The sequence below is a fragment of the Leifsonia sp. A12D58 genome, from assembly GCF_047530025.1.
Taxonomy (GTDB): Bacteria; Actinomycetota; Actinomycetes; order Actinomycetales; family Microbacteriaceae; genus Cryobacterium.
The window spans coordinates 219454-232872 of sequence record NZ_JBLJAT010000004.1; the positions used below are offsets into that span (position 1 = coordinate 219454).

15 protein-coding genes are annotated in these 13419 nt (G+C 62.9%); 10 read left to right on the top strand and 5 right to left on the bottom strand.

Annotated features, from left to right (window positions below):
* Positions 1 to 19: 19 nt before the first annotated feature.
* From ACMT3I_RS11780 to ACMT3I_RS11790, 3 genes are all read left to right on the top strand, one after another.
* Entirely contained in the window at positions 20 to 256 is a 237-nt protein-coding gene (locus ACMT3I_RS11780; RefSeq protein WP_414804831.1) for a metal-sensitive transcriptional regulator, read from the top strand.
* Between the two features lie 83 nt (positions 257 to 339).
* On the top strand, positions 340 to 2031 hold the full coding sequence (locus ACMT3I_RS11785; protein ID WP_414804677.1) for an FAD-dependent oxidoreductase: 1692 nt from the start codon (positions 340 to 342) through the stop codon (positions 2029 to 2031).
* A gap of 9 nt (positions 2032 to 2040) precedes the next feature.
* Positions 2041 to 2535, top strand: coding sequence for a 2'-5' RNA ligase family protein (locus ACMT3I_RS11790; protein WP_414804678.1), 495 nt, complete (start codon positions 2041 to 2043; stop codon positions 2533 to 2535).
* Between the two features lie 41 nt (positions 2536 to 2576).
* Here ACMT3I_RS11790 and ACMT3I_RS11795 read toward each other — a convergent pair whose 3' ends face one another.
* Positions 2577 to 2981 (bottom strand): arsenate reductase ArsC, encoded by a 405-nt coding sequence (locus ACMT3I_RS11795; RefSeq protein WP_414804679.1) that lies wholly within the window; start codon positions 2979 to 2981, stop codon positions 2577 to 2579.
* 304 nt (positions 2982 to 3285) lie between these two features.
* Here ACMT3I_RS11795 and ACMT3I_RS11800 point away from each other — a divergent pair, with 304 nt between their 5' ends.
* The 3 genes from ACMT3I_RS11800 (at position 3286) to ACMT3I_RS11810 (ending at position 6990) form a co-directional block, all read left to right on the top strand.
* On the top strand, positions 3286 to 3498 hold the full coding sequence (locus ACMT3I_RS11800; RefSeq protein WP_414804680.1) for a heavy-metal-associated domain-containing protein: 213 nt from the start codon (positions 3286 to 3288) through the stop codon (positions 3496 to 3498).
* A gap of 108 nt (positions 3499 to 3606) precedes the next feature.
* Positions 3607 to 5925 (top strand): heavy metal translocating P-type ATPase, encoded by a 2319-nt coding sequence (locus tag ACMT3I_RS11805; protein ID WP_414804681.1) that lies wholly within the window; start codon positions 3607 to 3609, stop codon positions 5923 to 5925.
* A gap of 108 nt (positions 5926 to 6033) precedes the next feature.
* Positions 6034 to 6990 (top strand): TIGR03557 family F420-dependent LLM class oxidoreductase, encoded by a 957-nt coding sequence (locus ACMT3I_RS11810; protein WP_414804682.1) that lies wholly within the window; start codon positions 6034 to 6036, stop codon positions 6988 to 6990.
* 45 nt (positions 6991 to 7035) lie between these two features.
* Here the strand turns inward: ACMT3I_RS11810 and ACMT3I_RS11815 are convergent, their stop codons facing one another.
* Positions 7036 to 7917, bottom strand: a complete 882-nt coding sequence (locus tag ACMT3I_RS11815; RefSeq protein ID WP_414804683.1) for an SDR family oxidoreductase — start codon at positions 7915 to 7917, stop codon at positions 7036 to 7038.
* Positions 7918 to 8084: 167 nt separating this feature from the next.
* On the opposite strand from ACMT3I_RS11815, the gene ACMT3I_RS11820 reads away from it, so the two are divergent.
* Positions 8085 to 8300 carry a hypothetical protein gene (locus tag ACMT3I_RS11820; protein ID WP_414804684.1) on the top strand — a complete coding sequence of 72 codons (216 nt, stop codon included), beginning with the start codon at positions 8085 to 8087 and terminating at the stop codon, positions 8298 to 8300.
* Between the two features lie 87 nt (positions 8301 to 8387).
* On the opposite strand, the gene ACMT3I_RS11825 is transcribed toward ACMT3I_RS11820, so the two are convergent.
* Positions 8388 to 8549 carry a hypothetical protein gene (locus tag ACMT3I_RS11825; RefSeq protein WP_414804685.1) on the bottom strand — a complete coding sequence of 54 codons (162 nt, stop codon included), beginning with the start codon at positions 8547 to 8549 and terminating at the stop codon, positions 8388 to 8390.
* A gap of 2 nt (positions 8550 to 8551) precedes the next feature.
* Positions 8552 to 8731, bottom strand: a complete 180-nt coding sequence (locus ACMT3I_RS11830) for a CsbD family protein (protein WP_414804686.1) — start codon at positions 8729 to 8731, stop codon at positions 8552 to 8554.
* 411 nt (positions 8732 to 9142) lie between these two features.
* On the opposite strand from ACMT3I_RS11830, the gene ACMT3I_RS11835 reads away from it, so the two are divergent.
* The 3 genes from ACMT3I_RS11835 to ACMT3I_RS11845 are packed head-to-tail and all read left to right on the top strand — an operon-like array spanning position 9143 to position 12245.
* Positions 9143 to 10084 (top strand): acyl-CoA dehydrogenase, encoded by a 942-nt coding sequence (locus tag ACMT3I_RS11835; protein WP_414804687.1) that lies wholly within the window; start codon positions 9143 to 9145, stop codon positions 10082 to 10084.
* A complete protein-coding gene (locus ACMT3I_RS11840) occupies positions 10078 to 11529 on the top strand; it encodes a PIG-L family deacetylase (RefSeq protein ID WP_414804688.1) in 1452 nt (483 codons plus the stop codon). The genes ACMT3I_RS11835 and ACMT3I_RS11840 overlap by 7 nt, the downstream gene beginning before the upstream one ends.
* Positions 11526 to 12245 (top strand): glycosyltransferase, encoded by a 720-nt coding sequence (locus tag ACMT3I_RS11845; protein ID WP_414804689.1) that lies wholly within the window; start codon positions 11526 to 11528, stop codon positions 12243 to 12245. The genes ACMT3I_RS11840 and ACMT3I_RS11845 overlap by 4 nt, the downstream gene beginning before the upstream one ends.
* Positions 12246 to 12293: 48 nt before the next feature.
* Here the strand turns inward: ACMT3I_RS11845 and ACMT3I_RS11850 are convergent, their stop codons facing one another.
* On the bottom strand, positions 12294 to 13289 hold the full coding sequence (locus ACMT3I_RS11850; protein ID WP_414804690.1) for a TerC family protein: 996 nt from the start codon (positions 13287 to 13289) through the stop codon (positions 12294 to 12296).
* Between the last annotated feature and the right edge of the window lie 130 nt (positions 13290 to 13419).

The following is a 13419-nucleotide window of genomic DNA, read 5'->3' on the forward strand; positions in this document are numbered from 1 at the left end:
GGACATCGACCCCACCGACATGAAGGCAGTCATCAACCGGCTGAAGCGAGCCCAGGGGCAGCTGGCCGGCGTGACCCGCATGATCGAGGAGGGCCGCGACTGCAAGAGCGTCGTGACTCAGCTGTCTGCAGTCTCGAGCGCCATCGACAAGGCCGGATTTGCCATCATCGCTACCGCGCTCCAGCAGTGCTTGACGCAGGAAGACCCCAGCATTGACCAGGCAGAGCTCGAAAAGCTGTTCCTGACCCTGGCCTAACCGAACGCGGTCCGCTCTCGTCTCACTCTCAGCTTATACCCCCGGGGGTATGTTAGCGTTGAGGAAATCAAGGAGAGCTGCACGTGAACTCAGAGAACATCGGTAACAAGAAGGTCGTGATCGTCGGCGGCGTCGCCGGCGGGATGTCGGCCGCAACGCGCCTGCGTCGGCTTGATGAATCGGCCGAGATCGTTGTATTCGAGCGCGGCGGCTATGTGTCATTCGCCAATTGCGGGTTGCCGTACTACGTCGGCGGCGTGATCGAGGACCGCGACAGCTTGCTGCTGCAGACGCCGGAAGCCCTGGCCGCCAGGTTCAGACTCGACGTCAGGGTGCTGCACGAAGTGACAAGCATCGACCGCGACCAGAAGGTCGTCGTTGTGCGCAACGTCGAGACCGGTGTGGAGTTCCAGGAGGCCTACGACTCCCTGGTTCTCGCGGCCGGCGCCCGAGCCAGCGAGGGTCTGCCCGGCCGATCGATTCCGGTACGCACGCTGCGCACGGTTAACGATGTCGACGACATCACCGCCATCCTGACCGAGGTTGGGCATGGAACGGGTATACCGACGTCATCAGCGGCCAGGGCCGTCGTCATCGGCGCCGGCTTCATCGGTCTTGAAGCTGTCGAGAATCTCGTCAAGCGTGGCCTGGATGTCACCCTCGTGCAGCGCGGCTCGCAGGTACTCTCACCCCTCGACGAGGAGATGGCCACGCCTGTTCTCGACGCCCTGATCGCCCGCGGCGTCGACGTTCGCCTGAACTCCACAGTGACCGGCCTCGACGACGGCCTCGTGCGCCTGGACGACGGCTCGGTCTTCGGCGCCGATCTCGTGATCGAGGCACGCGGAGTGCAGCCCGACGCGGGGCTTGCAGCTAGGGCCGGTCTGAGCGTCGGTGCGACGGGCGGCATAACCGTCGACGAGCACCAGCGCACGAATGATCCGTCGATCTATGCCGTTGGTGACGGAGTCGAAAAAGTGGATGCCGTCGACCGGGCAGCGACGCTGGTTACCATGGCCGGACTCGCGAATCGTCACGGTCGCACCGCTGCCGATGCCATCTGTGGCGTTTCTGAACCCAGCCTGCCCGCACTCGGTACGGCGATCGTCGGCGTCTTCGACCTCACCGTGGCGATGGTCGGCTGGAGCGAGAAGCGACTCGTGGCCGCCGGACGGGCGCACCGAATCGTGCACACGCATCCGTCATCTCACGCCGGCTACTACCCGGGCGCCGAGCAGATGGCACTGAAACTGCTCATCGACGCTGACACCGACCTCATCCTCGGCGCGCAGATCGTCGGGGGCAAAGGCGTCGACAAGCGCATCGATGTCATCGCAACGGCCATGACCGCCGGCTTGTCTGCTTCGAGGCTCTCACAGCTCGAACTCGCCTACGCCCCGCAGTACGGTTCGGCGAAGGATGCGGTCAACCTGGCCGGCTATGTCGCCCAGAATCTGGCTACCGGCACGGTGAGTAACCTGCAATGGCATGAACTCGATGCAGCCAGGGATGCCGGTGCCGTGCTGATCGACGTGCGTTCGGCTGCTGAATTCGGCAACGGCGCAATCGACGGATCGGTTAACATCCCGCTTGATGAGCTGCGTCAGCGCGCGGCTGAGCTGCCCGATGCGCAGCTCGTCGTGCACTGCCAGGTCGGTCAGCGCGGCCACACCGCCGCACGGTTGTTGACGCAGCTCGGTCATCGGGTGACCAACCTCGATGGCGGGTATAAGACGTGGGTGGCCGGGACTGCGGCCAGGAGTCCTCGCCCATAAAATGTGGGTATGGCCCGCCTTGTTGTTGTCTTGCCGCTGTCGCCATTGCGCGACGGCGACAGCTTTGCGGTGAAGGAATGGCCGCTGCACATCACGGTGCTGCCGCCATTCCACACGGATGCGGAGCTGGCGGCGATTGCCGCAGCGATCGCATCAGTTCGGGTCCCGGATGCCCCATTGATGGTGACCGCAGGCCGCGAGGAAATGTTCGGACGTCGGGAGAACATTCCGGTGACGCTCATCGACGAAAATGAAGCGCTCGCTCGGCTGCACCGTGACCTCATCGACGCGGTAAGACCGCTGGCAGCAATTCCTGATGAGTCAGCATTTACGGGCGCCCGTTTCAGGCCGCACGTGACCATCAAGGGTCAGAAACAGGTGCACGAGGGCGAGCGTCTGACCATGACCCAGATCGCGCTCGTCGATATGGCCCCGCGGGCGTCTGCTGCGGGACGAACTGTGCTTGGTACATACGACTTCGATAGGCAATCAAGGCGCGTGTGACGGGGTGTTGAGCGTGCTTGTCGACTCGTGCTGGGGATGGACTACAGAACGAGAAGCTCGCCAGCCAGGCGCTCGATACGCTCCCTGATGTCGTCACGGATGCGTCTGACTGTCGTGAGATCCTGACCGGCCGGGTCGTCGAGCTGCCAATCCTCGTAGCGCTTGCCGGGGAAGACCGGGCAGGCATCGCCGCATCCCATCGTGATGACCACGTCGGAAATCAGTACTAGGTCGTTCGTGAGGATGCACGGGGCATTGTTCGCGATATCGATACCGGCCTCAGCCATGGCTGAGACGGCGACCGGGTTCACCTGGTCGGCGGGTTCAGATCCGGCCGAAAAGACGTCGATGCGTTCACCGGCGACGGCACGAAGAAAGCTGGCCGCCATTTGGGAACGGCCAGCATTGTGCACACAAACGAAGAGGACGCTTGGCTTGTCGGTCATATTTGCAGGCTACCCGCTCAAATCAAAAGCGGTTACTCAGAGTCGCCCAGTTTCGCTAGCGCGGCAGCGCTCGAACTAGCGGAAATGGGCGACCCCTGCGTGGGCGGGCGGGTATCACGCCATGAGCCAGCTGGCTCGCTCGCAGTCACCCCATTGCTGAGGCGATTTTGTGCTGATTGTGGCGCACAAATGCCCGACGCAGAGATGCGCCCGAGCACTGGCGGGAATACCCCATGGGGGTATATCGTTGACCACGCCAGTACCCCTGAGGGGTACCTGACAACGTGAACCGAAGGAGAGGGCATTGGCCTCAATCGAATACCAGGTGACCGGCATGACCTGTGGGCACTGCGAGATGTCTGTACGGGAAGAAGTCGGCCAGGTGACCGGCGTCGGATCCGTCGACGTCAGCGCCAAGACCGGCCGCCTCGTCGTGACCGGAGAGGCCGCACTTGACGACGCAGCCGTGATCGCTGCTGTCGACGAGGCCGGATACGCGGCGGTACGCGTTTCTTAGCCAGCACCGTTCCGCGCCTCACCGTTCCGCGCCTAATCAGCCAGAACCGCAGCAGCAAGCGGGGCAACACGCAATTCGCAATACGCAGAAGCAACAAGGAGAGTCACAATGTCCGTATCATCGGCCCAGCCAGAAGCGCCGGGCGCCATCGTTGAGCTGTCGATCGGCGGAATGACCTGTGCCTCCTGCGCGATGCGGATCGAGAAGAAGCTGAACAAGCTCGACGGCGTGAGCGCAACGGTCAACTACGCCACCGAGAAAGCTACCGTCACTGCCCCCAGCGACCTCGACCCGCAGAGCCTGATTGCCGAGATCGAGAAGACCGGTTACTCGGCAGCGCTGCCGGTATCGAAGAAGCCCCGGCGGTCCGGGGCCGGCGGCGACACAGACACAGGCACCACCGAAGACCCCGTCACATCCGCCGACCGGGAGCTCAGCTCTCTGCGGCAGCGGCTGATCGCATCCGTTGTGCTGTCAGTTCCGGTGGTCGCGATGGCGATGATCCCTGCCCTGCAGTTCGAATACTGGCAGTGGGCGTCGCTGGCGCTGGCATCTCCGGTCATCATCTGGGGAGCATGGCCGTTCCACAAGGCGGCCTGGGTCAATCTGCGCCACGGTGCCGCCACCATGGACACTCTAATTTCAGTCGGCACCCTCGCCGCCTACCTCTGGTCGCTCTACGCTTTGTTCCTCGGAACCGCGGGGATGCCAGGCATGAAGCACGCCTTCGAATTCACCGTCGCCCCAAGCGATGGTGCCGCCAACATCTACCTCGAGGTCGCCGCCGGCGTCACCATGTTCGTGCTGGCCGGCCGCTACTTCGAGAAGCGCTCCAAGCGCCAGGCCGGAGCCGCCATGCGTGCCCTGCTCGGGCTCGGGGCCAAGGAGGTTGCCGTGATTAGGGACGGCGTCGAAACACTCATCCCGGTCGAACAGTTGGCCGTTGGCGACGAGTTCGTGATTCGTCCCGGCGAAAAGATCGCCACAGATGGTGTGGTCGTCACCGGTAGTTCGGCAGTGGATGCCAGCATGCTCACGGGTGAATCGACCCCGGTCGAGGTCGGGGTAGGGGATGCCGTGACCGGTGCGACAGTCAACGCCGGTGGCCGTCTGGTCGTGCGGGCGACGCGCGTCGGATCTGACACCCAGCTCGCGCAGATGGCCAAGCTCGTCGAGGCCGCGCAGTCGGGCAAAGCCGAGGTGCAACGCCTCGCCGACAGAGTCTCGGGCATCTTCGTACCGATCGTCATCGGCATAGCAATCGTGGTGCTCATCGCGTGGATCGCGCTCGGCTTCCCGCTCGCCTCAGCCTTCACTGCGGCCGTCGCGGTGCTCATCATCGCCTGCCCGTGCGCGCTCGGTCTGGCCACGCCGACGGCCCTGCTGGTCGGCACCGGTCGCGGGGCCCAACTGGGCATCCTGATCAAGGGTCCAGAAGTTCTGGAATCCACCCGCAAGGTCGACACGATCGTGCTTGACAAGACCGGAACCGTCACCACAGGAAAGATGACCCTGCTCGAGGTATTCACTGCCGACGGTACGTCCCGCGAAGAACTACTGCGCCTGGCCGGTGCACTGGAGGATGCCTCAGAGCACCCGATCGCGCAGGCCATCGCGAAGGGTGCCACCCAGGAGGTCGGTCTGCTGCCGACGCCCGAGGACTTCACCAACGTCGAGGGCAAGGGTGTGCAGGGAATCGTCGACGGCCACGCCGTGCTCGTCGGCCGTGACAGCCTGCTGGCTGACTGGTCGCAGGCGCTTCCCGAGCCACTCGCGCTCGCGAAAGCCACCGCCGAATCCGAGGGCAAGACCGCAGTCGCCGTCAGCTGGGACGGTCGGGCTCGCGGCGTGCTCGTTGTCGCGGACGCCGTCAAGGCCACCAGCGCGGAGGCAATCGCGCAGCTCAAGGGCCTCGGTCTGACCCCGATCCTGCTCACCGGAGACAACCGGGCAGTTGCCGAACAGGTGGCCGCCGAGGTGGGGATAACCGAGGTTATCGCCGAGGTGATGCCGAGCGACAAGGTGGATGTCATCATCCGCTTGCAGTCAGAAGGCCGCGTTGTTGCCATGGTCGGCGACGGCGTCAACGATGCTGCGGCGCTCGCCCAGGCGGACCTCGGGCTGGCGATGGGAACGGGAACGGATGCCGCCATCCAGGCCGCGGACATCACTCTCGTGCGTGGTGACCTGCGTGCCGCGGCGGATGCCATCCGGCTGTCCCGTCGCACCCTGGGCACGATCAAGACAAACCTGTTCTGGGCCTTCGCCTACAACGTGGCGGCGATCCCACTCGCGGCGCTCGGGCTGCTGAATCCGATGCTCGCCGGTGCCGCGATGGCGTTCTCCAGCGTGTTCGTCGTGGGTAACAGCCTGCGGTTGCGCTCGTTCACATCGCGGGCGGGCGCCGGCGAGAGCGCAGCTGCTTGACAGCGATTGAGCCAGCACCGGTGCCAGTAGAAATGGGGTCACGGTAGGCCCTCAGTGATCGGCCCGCAACCGCCTTGCCTTGTGCTTGTGGCTGCGTAGCGTTGAAGCATGAAAATCGGATACAAGCTCGCGGCCGAGGGATTCGGCCCACAAGAACTCGTTCGTCAAGCCGTGCGCGCAGAGCAGGTCGGCTTCGATTTCGTTGAGATGAGCGACCACTTTCACCCTTGGGTTGAGGCGCAGGGGCATTCGCCGTTTGTGTGGTCGGTGCTCGGCGCCATTGCCGCGAAGACCACGACACTCGGCATCGGCACCGGCGTCACCTGCCCGAGCGTGCGCTACCACCCGGCGATCATCGCGCAGGCCGCTGCCACCCTGGCGCTGCTGTCCGACGGACGATTCACTCTCGGAGTCGGCTCAGGCGAGCGGCTCAATGAGCACATCATCGGACGCGGATTCCCCGGGGTGCACGAGCGCCACGCGACCTTCCAGGAGGCACTCGACATCATCCGCTTGCTCTGGCAGGGCGGCTACCAGAACTACGACGGAAAGTATCTCAAGCTCGAGGATGCCCGCATCTTCGACCTCCCCGAGGTATTGCCGACCCTGGCCATCGCAGTAAGCGGCCGCGATTCGGTGGCCATTGCAGCCAAGCATGGCGATGGAATTTTTGCCACCGAGCCGAAGAGTTCCCTGGTGAGCGGATATCGTGAGGCGGGTGGCACCGGACCGCTCTACTGCGAGGCTTCGCTCGCCTGGGCCCCCACCGAAGCTGAGGCGGTCAAGGCCGCTCACGAAACGTCGGCCTGGGCAGTGACCGGCTGGAAGGTCATGGCCGAACTCCCCAATCCGGTCAACTTCGAGGCAGCCGCGGCCACCGTGCGCGAAGACGACATCCGCCAACAATTCGCGTGCGGACCGGACGTGGAACGTCACCTCGAAGTCATCGGCAGGTTCACCGATGCAGGTTTCGACCACGTCGCACTCAACAACGCAGGCCCCGACCCCGACGGGTTCTTCGATTTCTTCGAGCGCGAGTTGCGGCCGCGGCTGGTGACGAGCTGAGGCCGGCCTGCCCCCGTTGCGGCTGGCCGGCGCCTCGCCCGCTAGCTAGAAGCCTCGACCGCCCGTGACGGGAATGATCGCTCCGGTCGTGTACGACGCGTCGTCTGATGCGAGATACACGTAGGCGCCGGCAAGTTCGGCTGGCTGGCCCGCCCGTCCGAGCGGGGTCTCTTGACCGAACGTCGGAAGCTTGTCTGGCCAGGATGTTGCAGGAATAAGCGGTGTCCAGATCGGTCCGGGTGCCACTGCATTGACCCGGATACCGGACTCGCCCAGCTGCTGGGCCAACGCCTGGGTGAAGGCAACCAGTGCAGCCTTGGTCATCGCATAGTCGATGAGCTCAGGTGAGGGACTCGACGCCTGGATCGACGTCGTGGAGATGATCGACGACCCGGGCTTCATATGCGGGATCGCCGTGCGCGCAATCCATAGCGGTGCGTACAGGTTGGTCTTGAATACCCGGTCGAACTCCTCGGTCGGCAGTGACTCAAGCCCGTCTCGGTTCTCCTGGTACGCGGCATTTAGAACGAGGACGTCGAGGCCGCCGAGCTGTTTGACCGTTTGTTCGACGATGTCGATGCTGTGCTGCTCGTCGCGGATGTCGCCGGGCAGCAATACCGCAGCGCGCCCGGCGTCGCGCACCAGTTCTGCAGTCTCGTCGGCATCCGCTTGCTCCTCTGGCAGATACGAGATGGCGATATCCGCTCCCTCGCGGGCAAAAGCGAGAGCAACTGCTCGACCGATTCCGGAGTCACCGCCGGTGATGAGTGCCCGTTTGCCGGCAAGGCGACCGCTGCCTGCATAACTCGATTCGCCGTGGTCGGGGCGAGGCTCAGTTGCTGCGGTGAGCCCGGGCTGATCCTGCTCCTGCTTCGGAAAACCGCCGGTGTGGTACTTGGTTGTGGGGTCCTGTGACATATCGTTCATTGGATTCCTTCCATTCAAGTTCAACTGGTTTCGGCGTATCAATCATCAGCAAACATCGGTCGAGGTTGTCAACCCGTTGGACACCCCGGGCGATTTCTGCATAGCGTGGAGAGAGGACCACGACGTGAATCCGCGACGATACGAGACGATACGAAGGGAAGCTACCCATGGTCGATCCACAATCTAACGACAGGAACGCCGACGACTCGGACGGTACAGGCAGCACCGAAACTCCGGCAGACCCCATGACGGTTCCGAGTGTTGAGCAGCCGGCCGACCCGAAGCCAGATCATGACAAGAAGCAATCGATCCGCCTCGACCCGATTGGGGATGACGAGGGGGATGCAGGGGATCGCTCGGCTGGTGACGACCCGCACAAGTAACCCCGCCTGACAGCACAGAGGCCTGACCAACTCGCCAGCCGACTATTCAGGCTGACGAGCTGGCCAGGCCAGGTGCCTTACGGTCAGTTAGGTGCTGCGTCCTGACATCATTCGCACAAGCCAGACGATGATGGCGATGATCGCCAGAACAATGCCCACCCACAGGAGGAAATTGAGTGATTGGACCATTCCGCCGGTTATCGCCAGCACTATCGCCACCACGATGATGACGACAAGCAAAATATTCATGGTCAGTGGTCCTTAGTGAAGGCGTCCTTGACGTCCTCGCCCGTCTGCTTGACGTTGGCCTTCGCCTGGTCGACTCGCCCTTCGTTCTTGAGGGAGTCGTTACCTGTTGCTTTGCCGACGCCTTCTTTTACCTTGCCGAGCGCCTCTTCTGCGGCATTCTTGATCTTGTCTGATTCACTCATCGCAATCTCATTTCTCGCTCAGTATCGGACTTAACTCACACCCTCGGCAGCACTCATGCCTCGCTACCGAGAGGTCTGGTCTACCGAGAGGTCTGGTCTACCGAGAGGTCTGGTCTGGGGTACCAACCAGTGTGGTTTTGATACCAAGAATCCTGCTCTAGTAGAGTGCTGAAAATCAAGTTCCTTGACAGGCGGAGGATTTTCGGGCGTGAAAACGCCCACCGAGGAAGGACAAGAATGATGCTCCACCCCCGTCCTCTATCGTCGGATTCTCTGGCGTTACATGCTCTCTTCCCTCGGCTCAGTCTCAGCCCCACCGGGCGCAGTGCCGATCGTGCCGACAACGACGTATTCTTCACAGAGCCGCCGGAATTCGGCACGGGTGACGTGCGGGATGTTCTGGGGTGGTGCGTGGACATCGCTGGGCGTCTGCCATGGCCCGGTGATGGCTCGACTGCCGAGCTCTGGGAGTTTCTGGCCACGGTTGCTGCTGTGGATGTCGGTGCCGCGCGAATGCTGGAACCTCACCTCGATGCGTTGGGTATCCTCCGGCAAGCGGGTAATCCAGACCTGTCGGCCATTGGAACAAGCCAGGAAAGCAGCTGGGGTGTGTTCGCGGCCGAAGGGCCCGGCGTCAAGCTGGAGGCGATTGAGGATTCGTCCGGCTGGACGTTGACTGGAACAAAGCCGTGGTGTTCACTCGCCGACGTGCTCTCCCACGCGCTGGTCACGGCGCATGTGGGTGACGGTGAACGACGCCTGTTCGCCATCAACGTGCGGGACGAGGGTGTGTCTGTGCACGAGGGCCCGTGGACTGCGCGTGGGCTCCAGAACGTGAAGAGCACCCCGATCACGCTTGCCGATGTGCGCGCGATTCCTGTCGGAGAGACGAACTGGTACGTCAAGCGACCCGGTTTTCACTGGGGCGGCATGGCGGTCGCTGCCTGCTGGTGGGGCGGTACCGTTGGAGTGAGCCGAAAGCTGTTTGCCCGGCTTGTGGAAAGCGCGAACCCGATCGATCCGATTATCGCCATGCACGCCGGTGCGGTTGACGTTCAGCTCGCATCGGCGCAGGCCATGTTGCGGGATGCCGCTGCTGCCGTCGATAGCGGCGAGGTGACCGGCCGAGAACTCGCCAGGCTTGCGAAACAGGTCAGATCTCAGGTCTTCAATTCGGCAGAGGCAACACTCACGACGGTTGCCCACGCGCTCGGTCCGACGCCTCTGGTGTCCGATGAAGACCACGCTCGACGAGTCGCTGACCTTGATCTCTACATCCGTCAGCACCACGCAGAGAAGGACGATGTGTCGCTAGGCAAGCTTGTGTACGAGGCCGGGGCGCTGCCGTGGTGACGTTCGATCATCGGTCGCCAGGAACCGACGAGGCGGTCTGGGCAGCGGATCCTCGGTGGGATCCCACCCATCAGCTTGTCGAGGACTTTTCGCATCTCGTGGTGCTGTCGGCGCATCCGGATGATGAGACTCTCGGGGCCGGTGGGCTGATAGCGCGAAGTGCCGCACGGGGTGCACAGGTGCACGTCATCGTTGCGACGAATGGCGAAGCGTCGCATCCGCTTTCTCCGACACAGTCTCCTGCTCAGCTCGCTGACGTGCGTCGACGTGAGCTCCAGCTGGCGATCGGAACGCTCGCCCCCGATGCCACGATCACGTTCGTTGGGATTGCCGACGGCACGATTCGCGAGTGCAGCGATGCGCTGCAGCACCTGATGGCTGAGGTGCTGAGCGGTTGCGATTCAGACGAGACCCTCCTTGTCGTGCCATACGGTGGCGACGGGCATCGCGACCACGTATCGGTAAGCACGGTGGCGCGAGCGGTGGCGAATGAAGCCGGGGTGCGGCTGCTCGAATATCCCATCTGGCTCTGGCACTGGGGTGAACCGAGTGGCCTGCCATGGGCCGCAACAGTGAGTCTGGCGCTGACCCCAGACGAGCAGGCGCTGAAGAACGATGCAATGAGTTGCCACGTCAGCCAGAGTTTGCCTTTGTCTGCGTTGCCTGGCGATGAGGTTCTGCTCTCGCCCGAATTCTTGCGGCACTTTCAGCGAGACTTTGAGACATTCATCGAGCCCGCGCGCCTCGACAGTCGGGCCGGGGCAGCTGCGGGCAACCGCGCCGACCAGCGCGAGCGCGAGCCCGAGCCAGAACTGCAGCGCGAGCCCGAACCGCAGTACGAATCTCTGCGTTCTGAGTTCTTTGACTCGTTCTATGCCGGCAAGAGCGATCCATGGGGTTTCGAAACGCGATGGTACGAAGAACGCAAGCGCGCGATCACGATGGCGGCGCTGCCCCATCCTCGATATCGGAACGCGCTTGAAATCGGGTCTTCCACCGGCGTACTGACCGAACTTCTCGCTGATCGGTGTGATCATCTCGTCGCGGTAGACATCGCGCGGCGGCCACTGGAACTTGCTGCCGAGCGTCTTCGCGAGGCGGAGCACGTCGAATTCATGCAGCTTCAGACACCGGAAGAATGGCCTGAGGGATCATTTGACCTCGTCGTGCTGTCGGAGGTCGGCTACTACTGGAGCCTGACTGACCTCGATCTGGCGCTGCGTCGTGCAGTCGACTCCTTGCGGCGGGGCGGTGTGCTCCTCGCCTGCCACTGGCTTCACGAGGTTCAGGAATACCCGATCACCGGTGAGCAGGTTCATCGCGCACTCAACGAACTGCCCGGTGTGAAACGCCTGGTTCGACACGAAGAAGAAGACTTCATTCTTGAGGTATTTCAGGCGCCACCCACGCAGTCGGTCGCGCGGAGAACGGGGCTTGTGACATGACGCGATCAGCACTCGAAGCGATTCTCGTCGTCGTTCCTGTCCATGATGAAGAAGCGCTGTTGCCCCGCTGCCTCAACGCTCTGAGCGACGCAATCGCTGTCGTCCGGTCAACGGTGATCGATGCCCCGGCGATCACGGTGAAGTTGGTGCTTGACGCCTGTACCGATGCCTCAGCGGCTATCGCGTCGGCTTCGGAGTTCTCCGTCATCGTTGCGGATGTCAATAATGTCGGAGAAGCCAGGGCGTGCGGTGTTGCGCTCGGGCTTCAGGAACTCGGTGACGTCGACCCGGCGGCGCTCTGGATTTCGAACACGGATGGCGACTCAAGCGTGCCGGCCAACTGGCTCTGCGAGCAGATCGAGATAGCTCGGCGGGGTGCGGATGTCATGATCGGCACCGTGCGTCCGGATTTCACTGACCTCAACGAGGCCCAGCGAGATGCCTGGACTCGTACGCACGTTCCGGGCGAAGCGAACGGCCACGTGCATGGCGCCAACCTCGGTTTTCGAGCGAGTCGATACCTGCAGGCCGGCGGTTATCCTCGACTGCCCGAACACGAAGACGTGCAGTTGGTTGCGGCATTGCGCAGCCTGCCCGGAATCATCGAAGAGGCGACGGATGCCTGCTGCGTGCTGACATCTGGACGCGCGGTGGGGCGCACGCCAGGCGGTTACGCGAGATATCTCAGCGACGATCTGATTGCATCCGCCGGCTGAGCCAGCCGGGCAGTCAGTCGAACCATTGGGGATAGCCGCGGCTGCGCGTTACGTGGCGTCGGTGGTCTTGAGCTCGGTCTTACGCGTTTTGCCGGTCTTGCGCAGGCTCGCAATCGTTGCAACCGCGACGGTGGCGCCGATGAAGACAAGCGAGAACCAGATCGGGATCTCCGGTGCCCACTCGACGTGCTGGCCACCGTTGATGAAGGGCAGCTCGTTGACGTGCAGCGCGTGCAGAACGAGCTTGACGCCGATGAAGGCCAGGATGACGGCGAGGCCCTGAGCCAGGTAGATGAGTCGCTCAAGAAGGCCGCCGATGAGGAAGTACAGCTGGCGCAGACCCATCAGCGCGAAGATGTTGGCCGTGAAGACGATGTACGCCTCTTCGGTCAGCCCGTAGATTGCCGGGATTGAATCGACGGCGAAGACGAGGTCGACGACACCAATCGCCACGATTGTGAGCAGCATCGGCGTGAAGAAGCGCTTGCCGTCGATCTTCACCGAGATGCGGTCGCGGTGGTAGTCGTCGGTGATCGGCAGGATGCGACGGGCAATTTTTACGAGGCGTCCGTTCGCCGGGTCGCTCTCATGGTTGCTGAAGGCCTGGCGCCAGGCGAGCACGAGCAGCAGCGCGCCGAAGATGTAGAAGATCCAGGACACGTTCGAGATGAGCGTCGCGCCGACGGCGATGAAGATGCCGCGCAGTATGAGTGCGATGACGATGCCGATCATCAGCACCTTCTGCTGGTAGGCCTTCGGAACCGCGAATCCGCTCATGATGATGAGGAAGACGAATAGGTTGTCGATCGATAGGGCCTTCTCAGTGAGATACCCGGCGAAGTATTCGCCGCCGAAGTTCCAGCCGGAGAACACGCCGATACCGACGCCGAAGAGCAGGGCGAGGCTGATGTAGAAGACCGACCAGCGGGCGGATTCGCCGATGGTCGGCTCATGCGGCTTTCGTACGTGTACGAAGAACTCATAGACGAAGAAGGCGACGGTCACGGCGATGGTGATCAGCCAGGTAGTAAGGCTCACGTTCACGGGGAACTCCAAAAGGGGTCGGAAGAGACAGAATCTAAAGTCTCATCCGCCGCCGCTCTCGATACAGAGTGGTGACCGTACCTCCGGGACACATCGCTGGGTCCGTACTGACGAAGCGTACGTGGTGGAT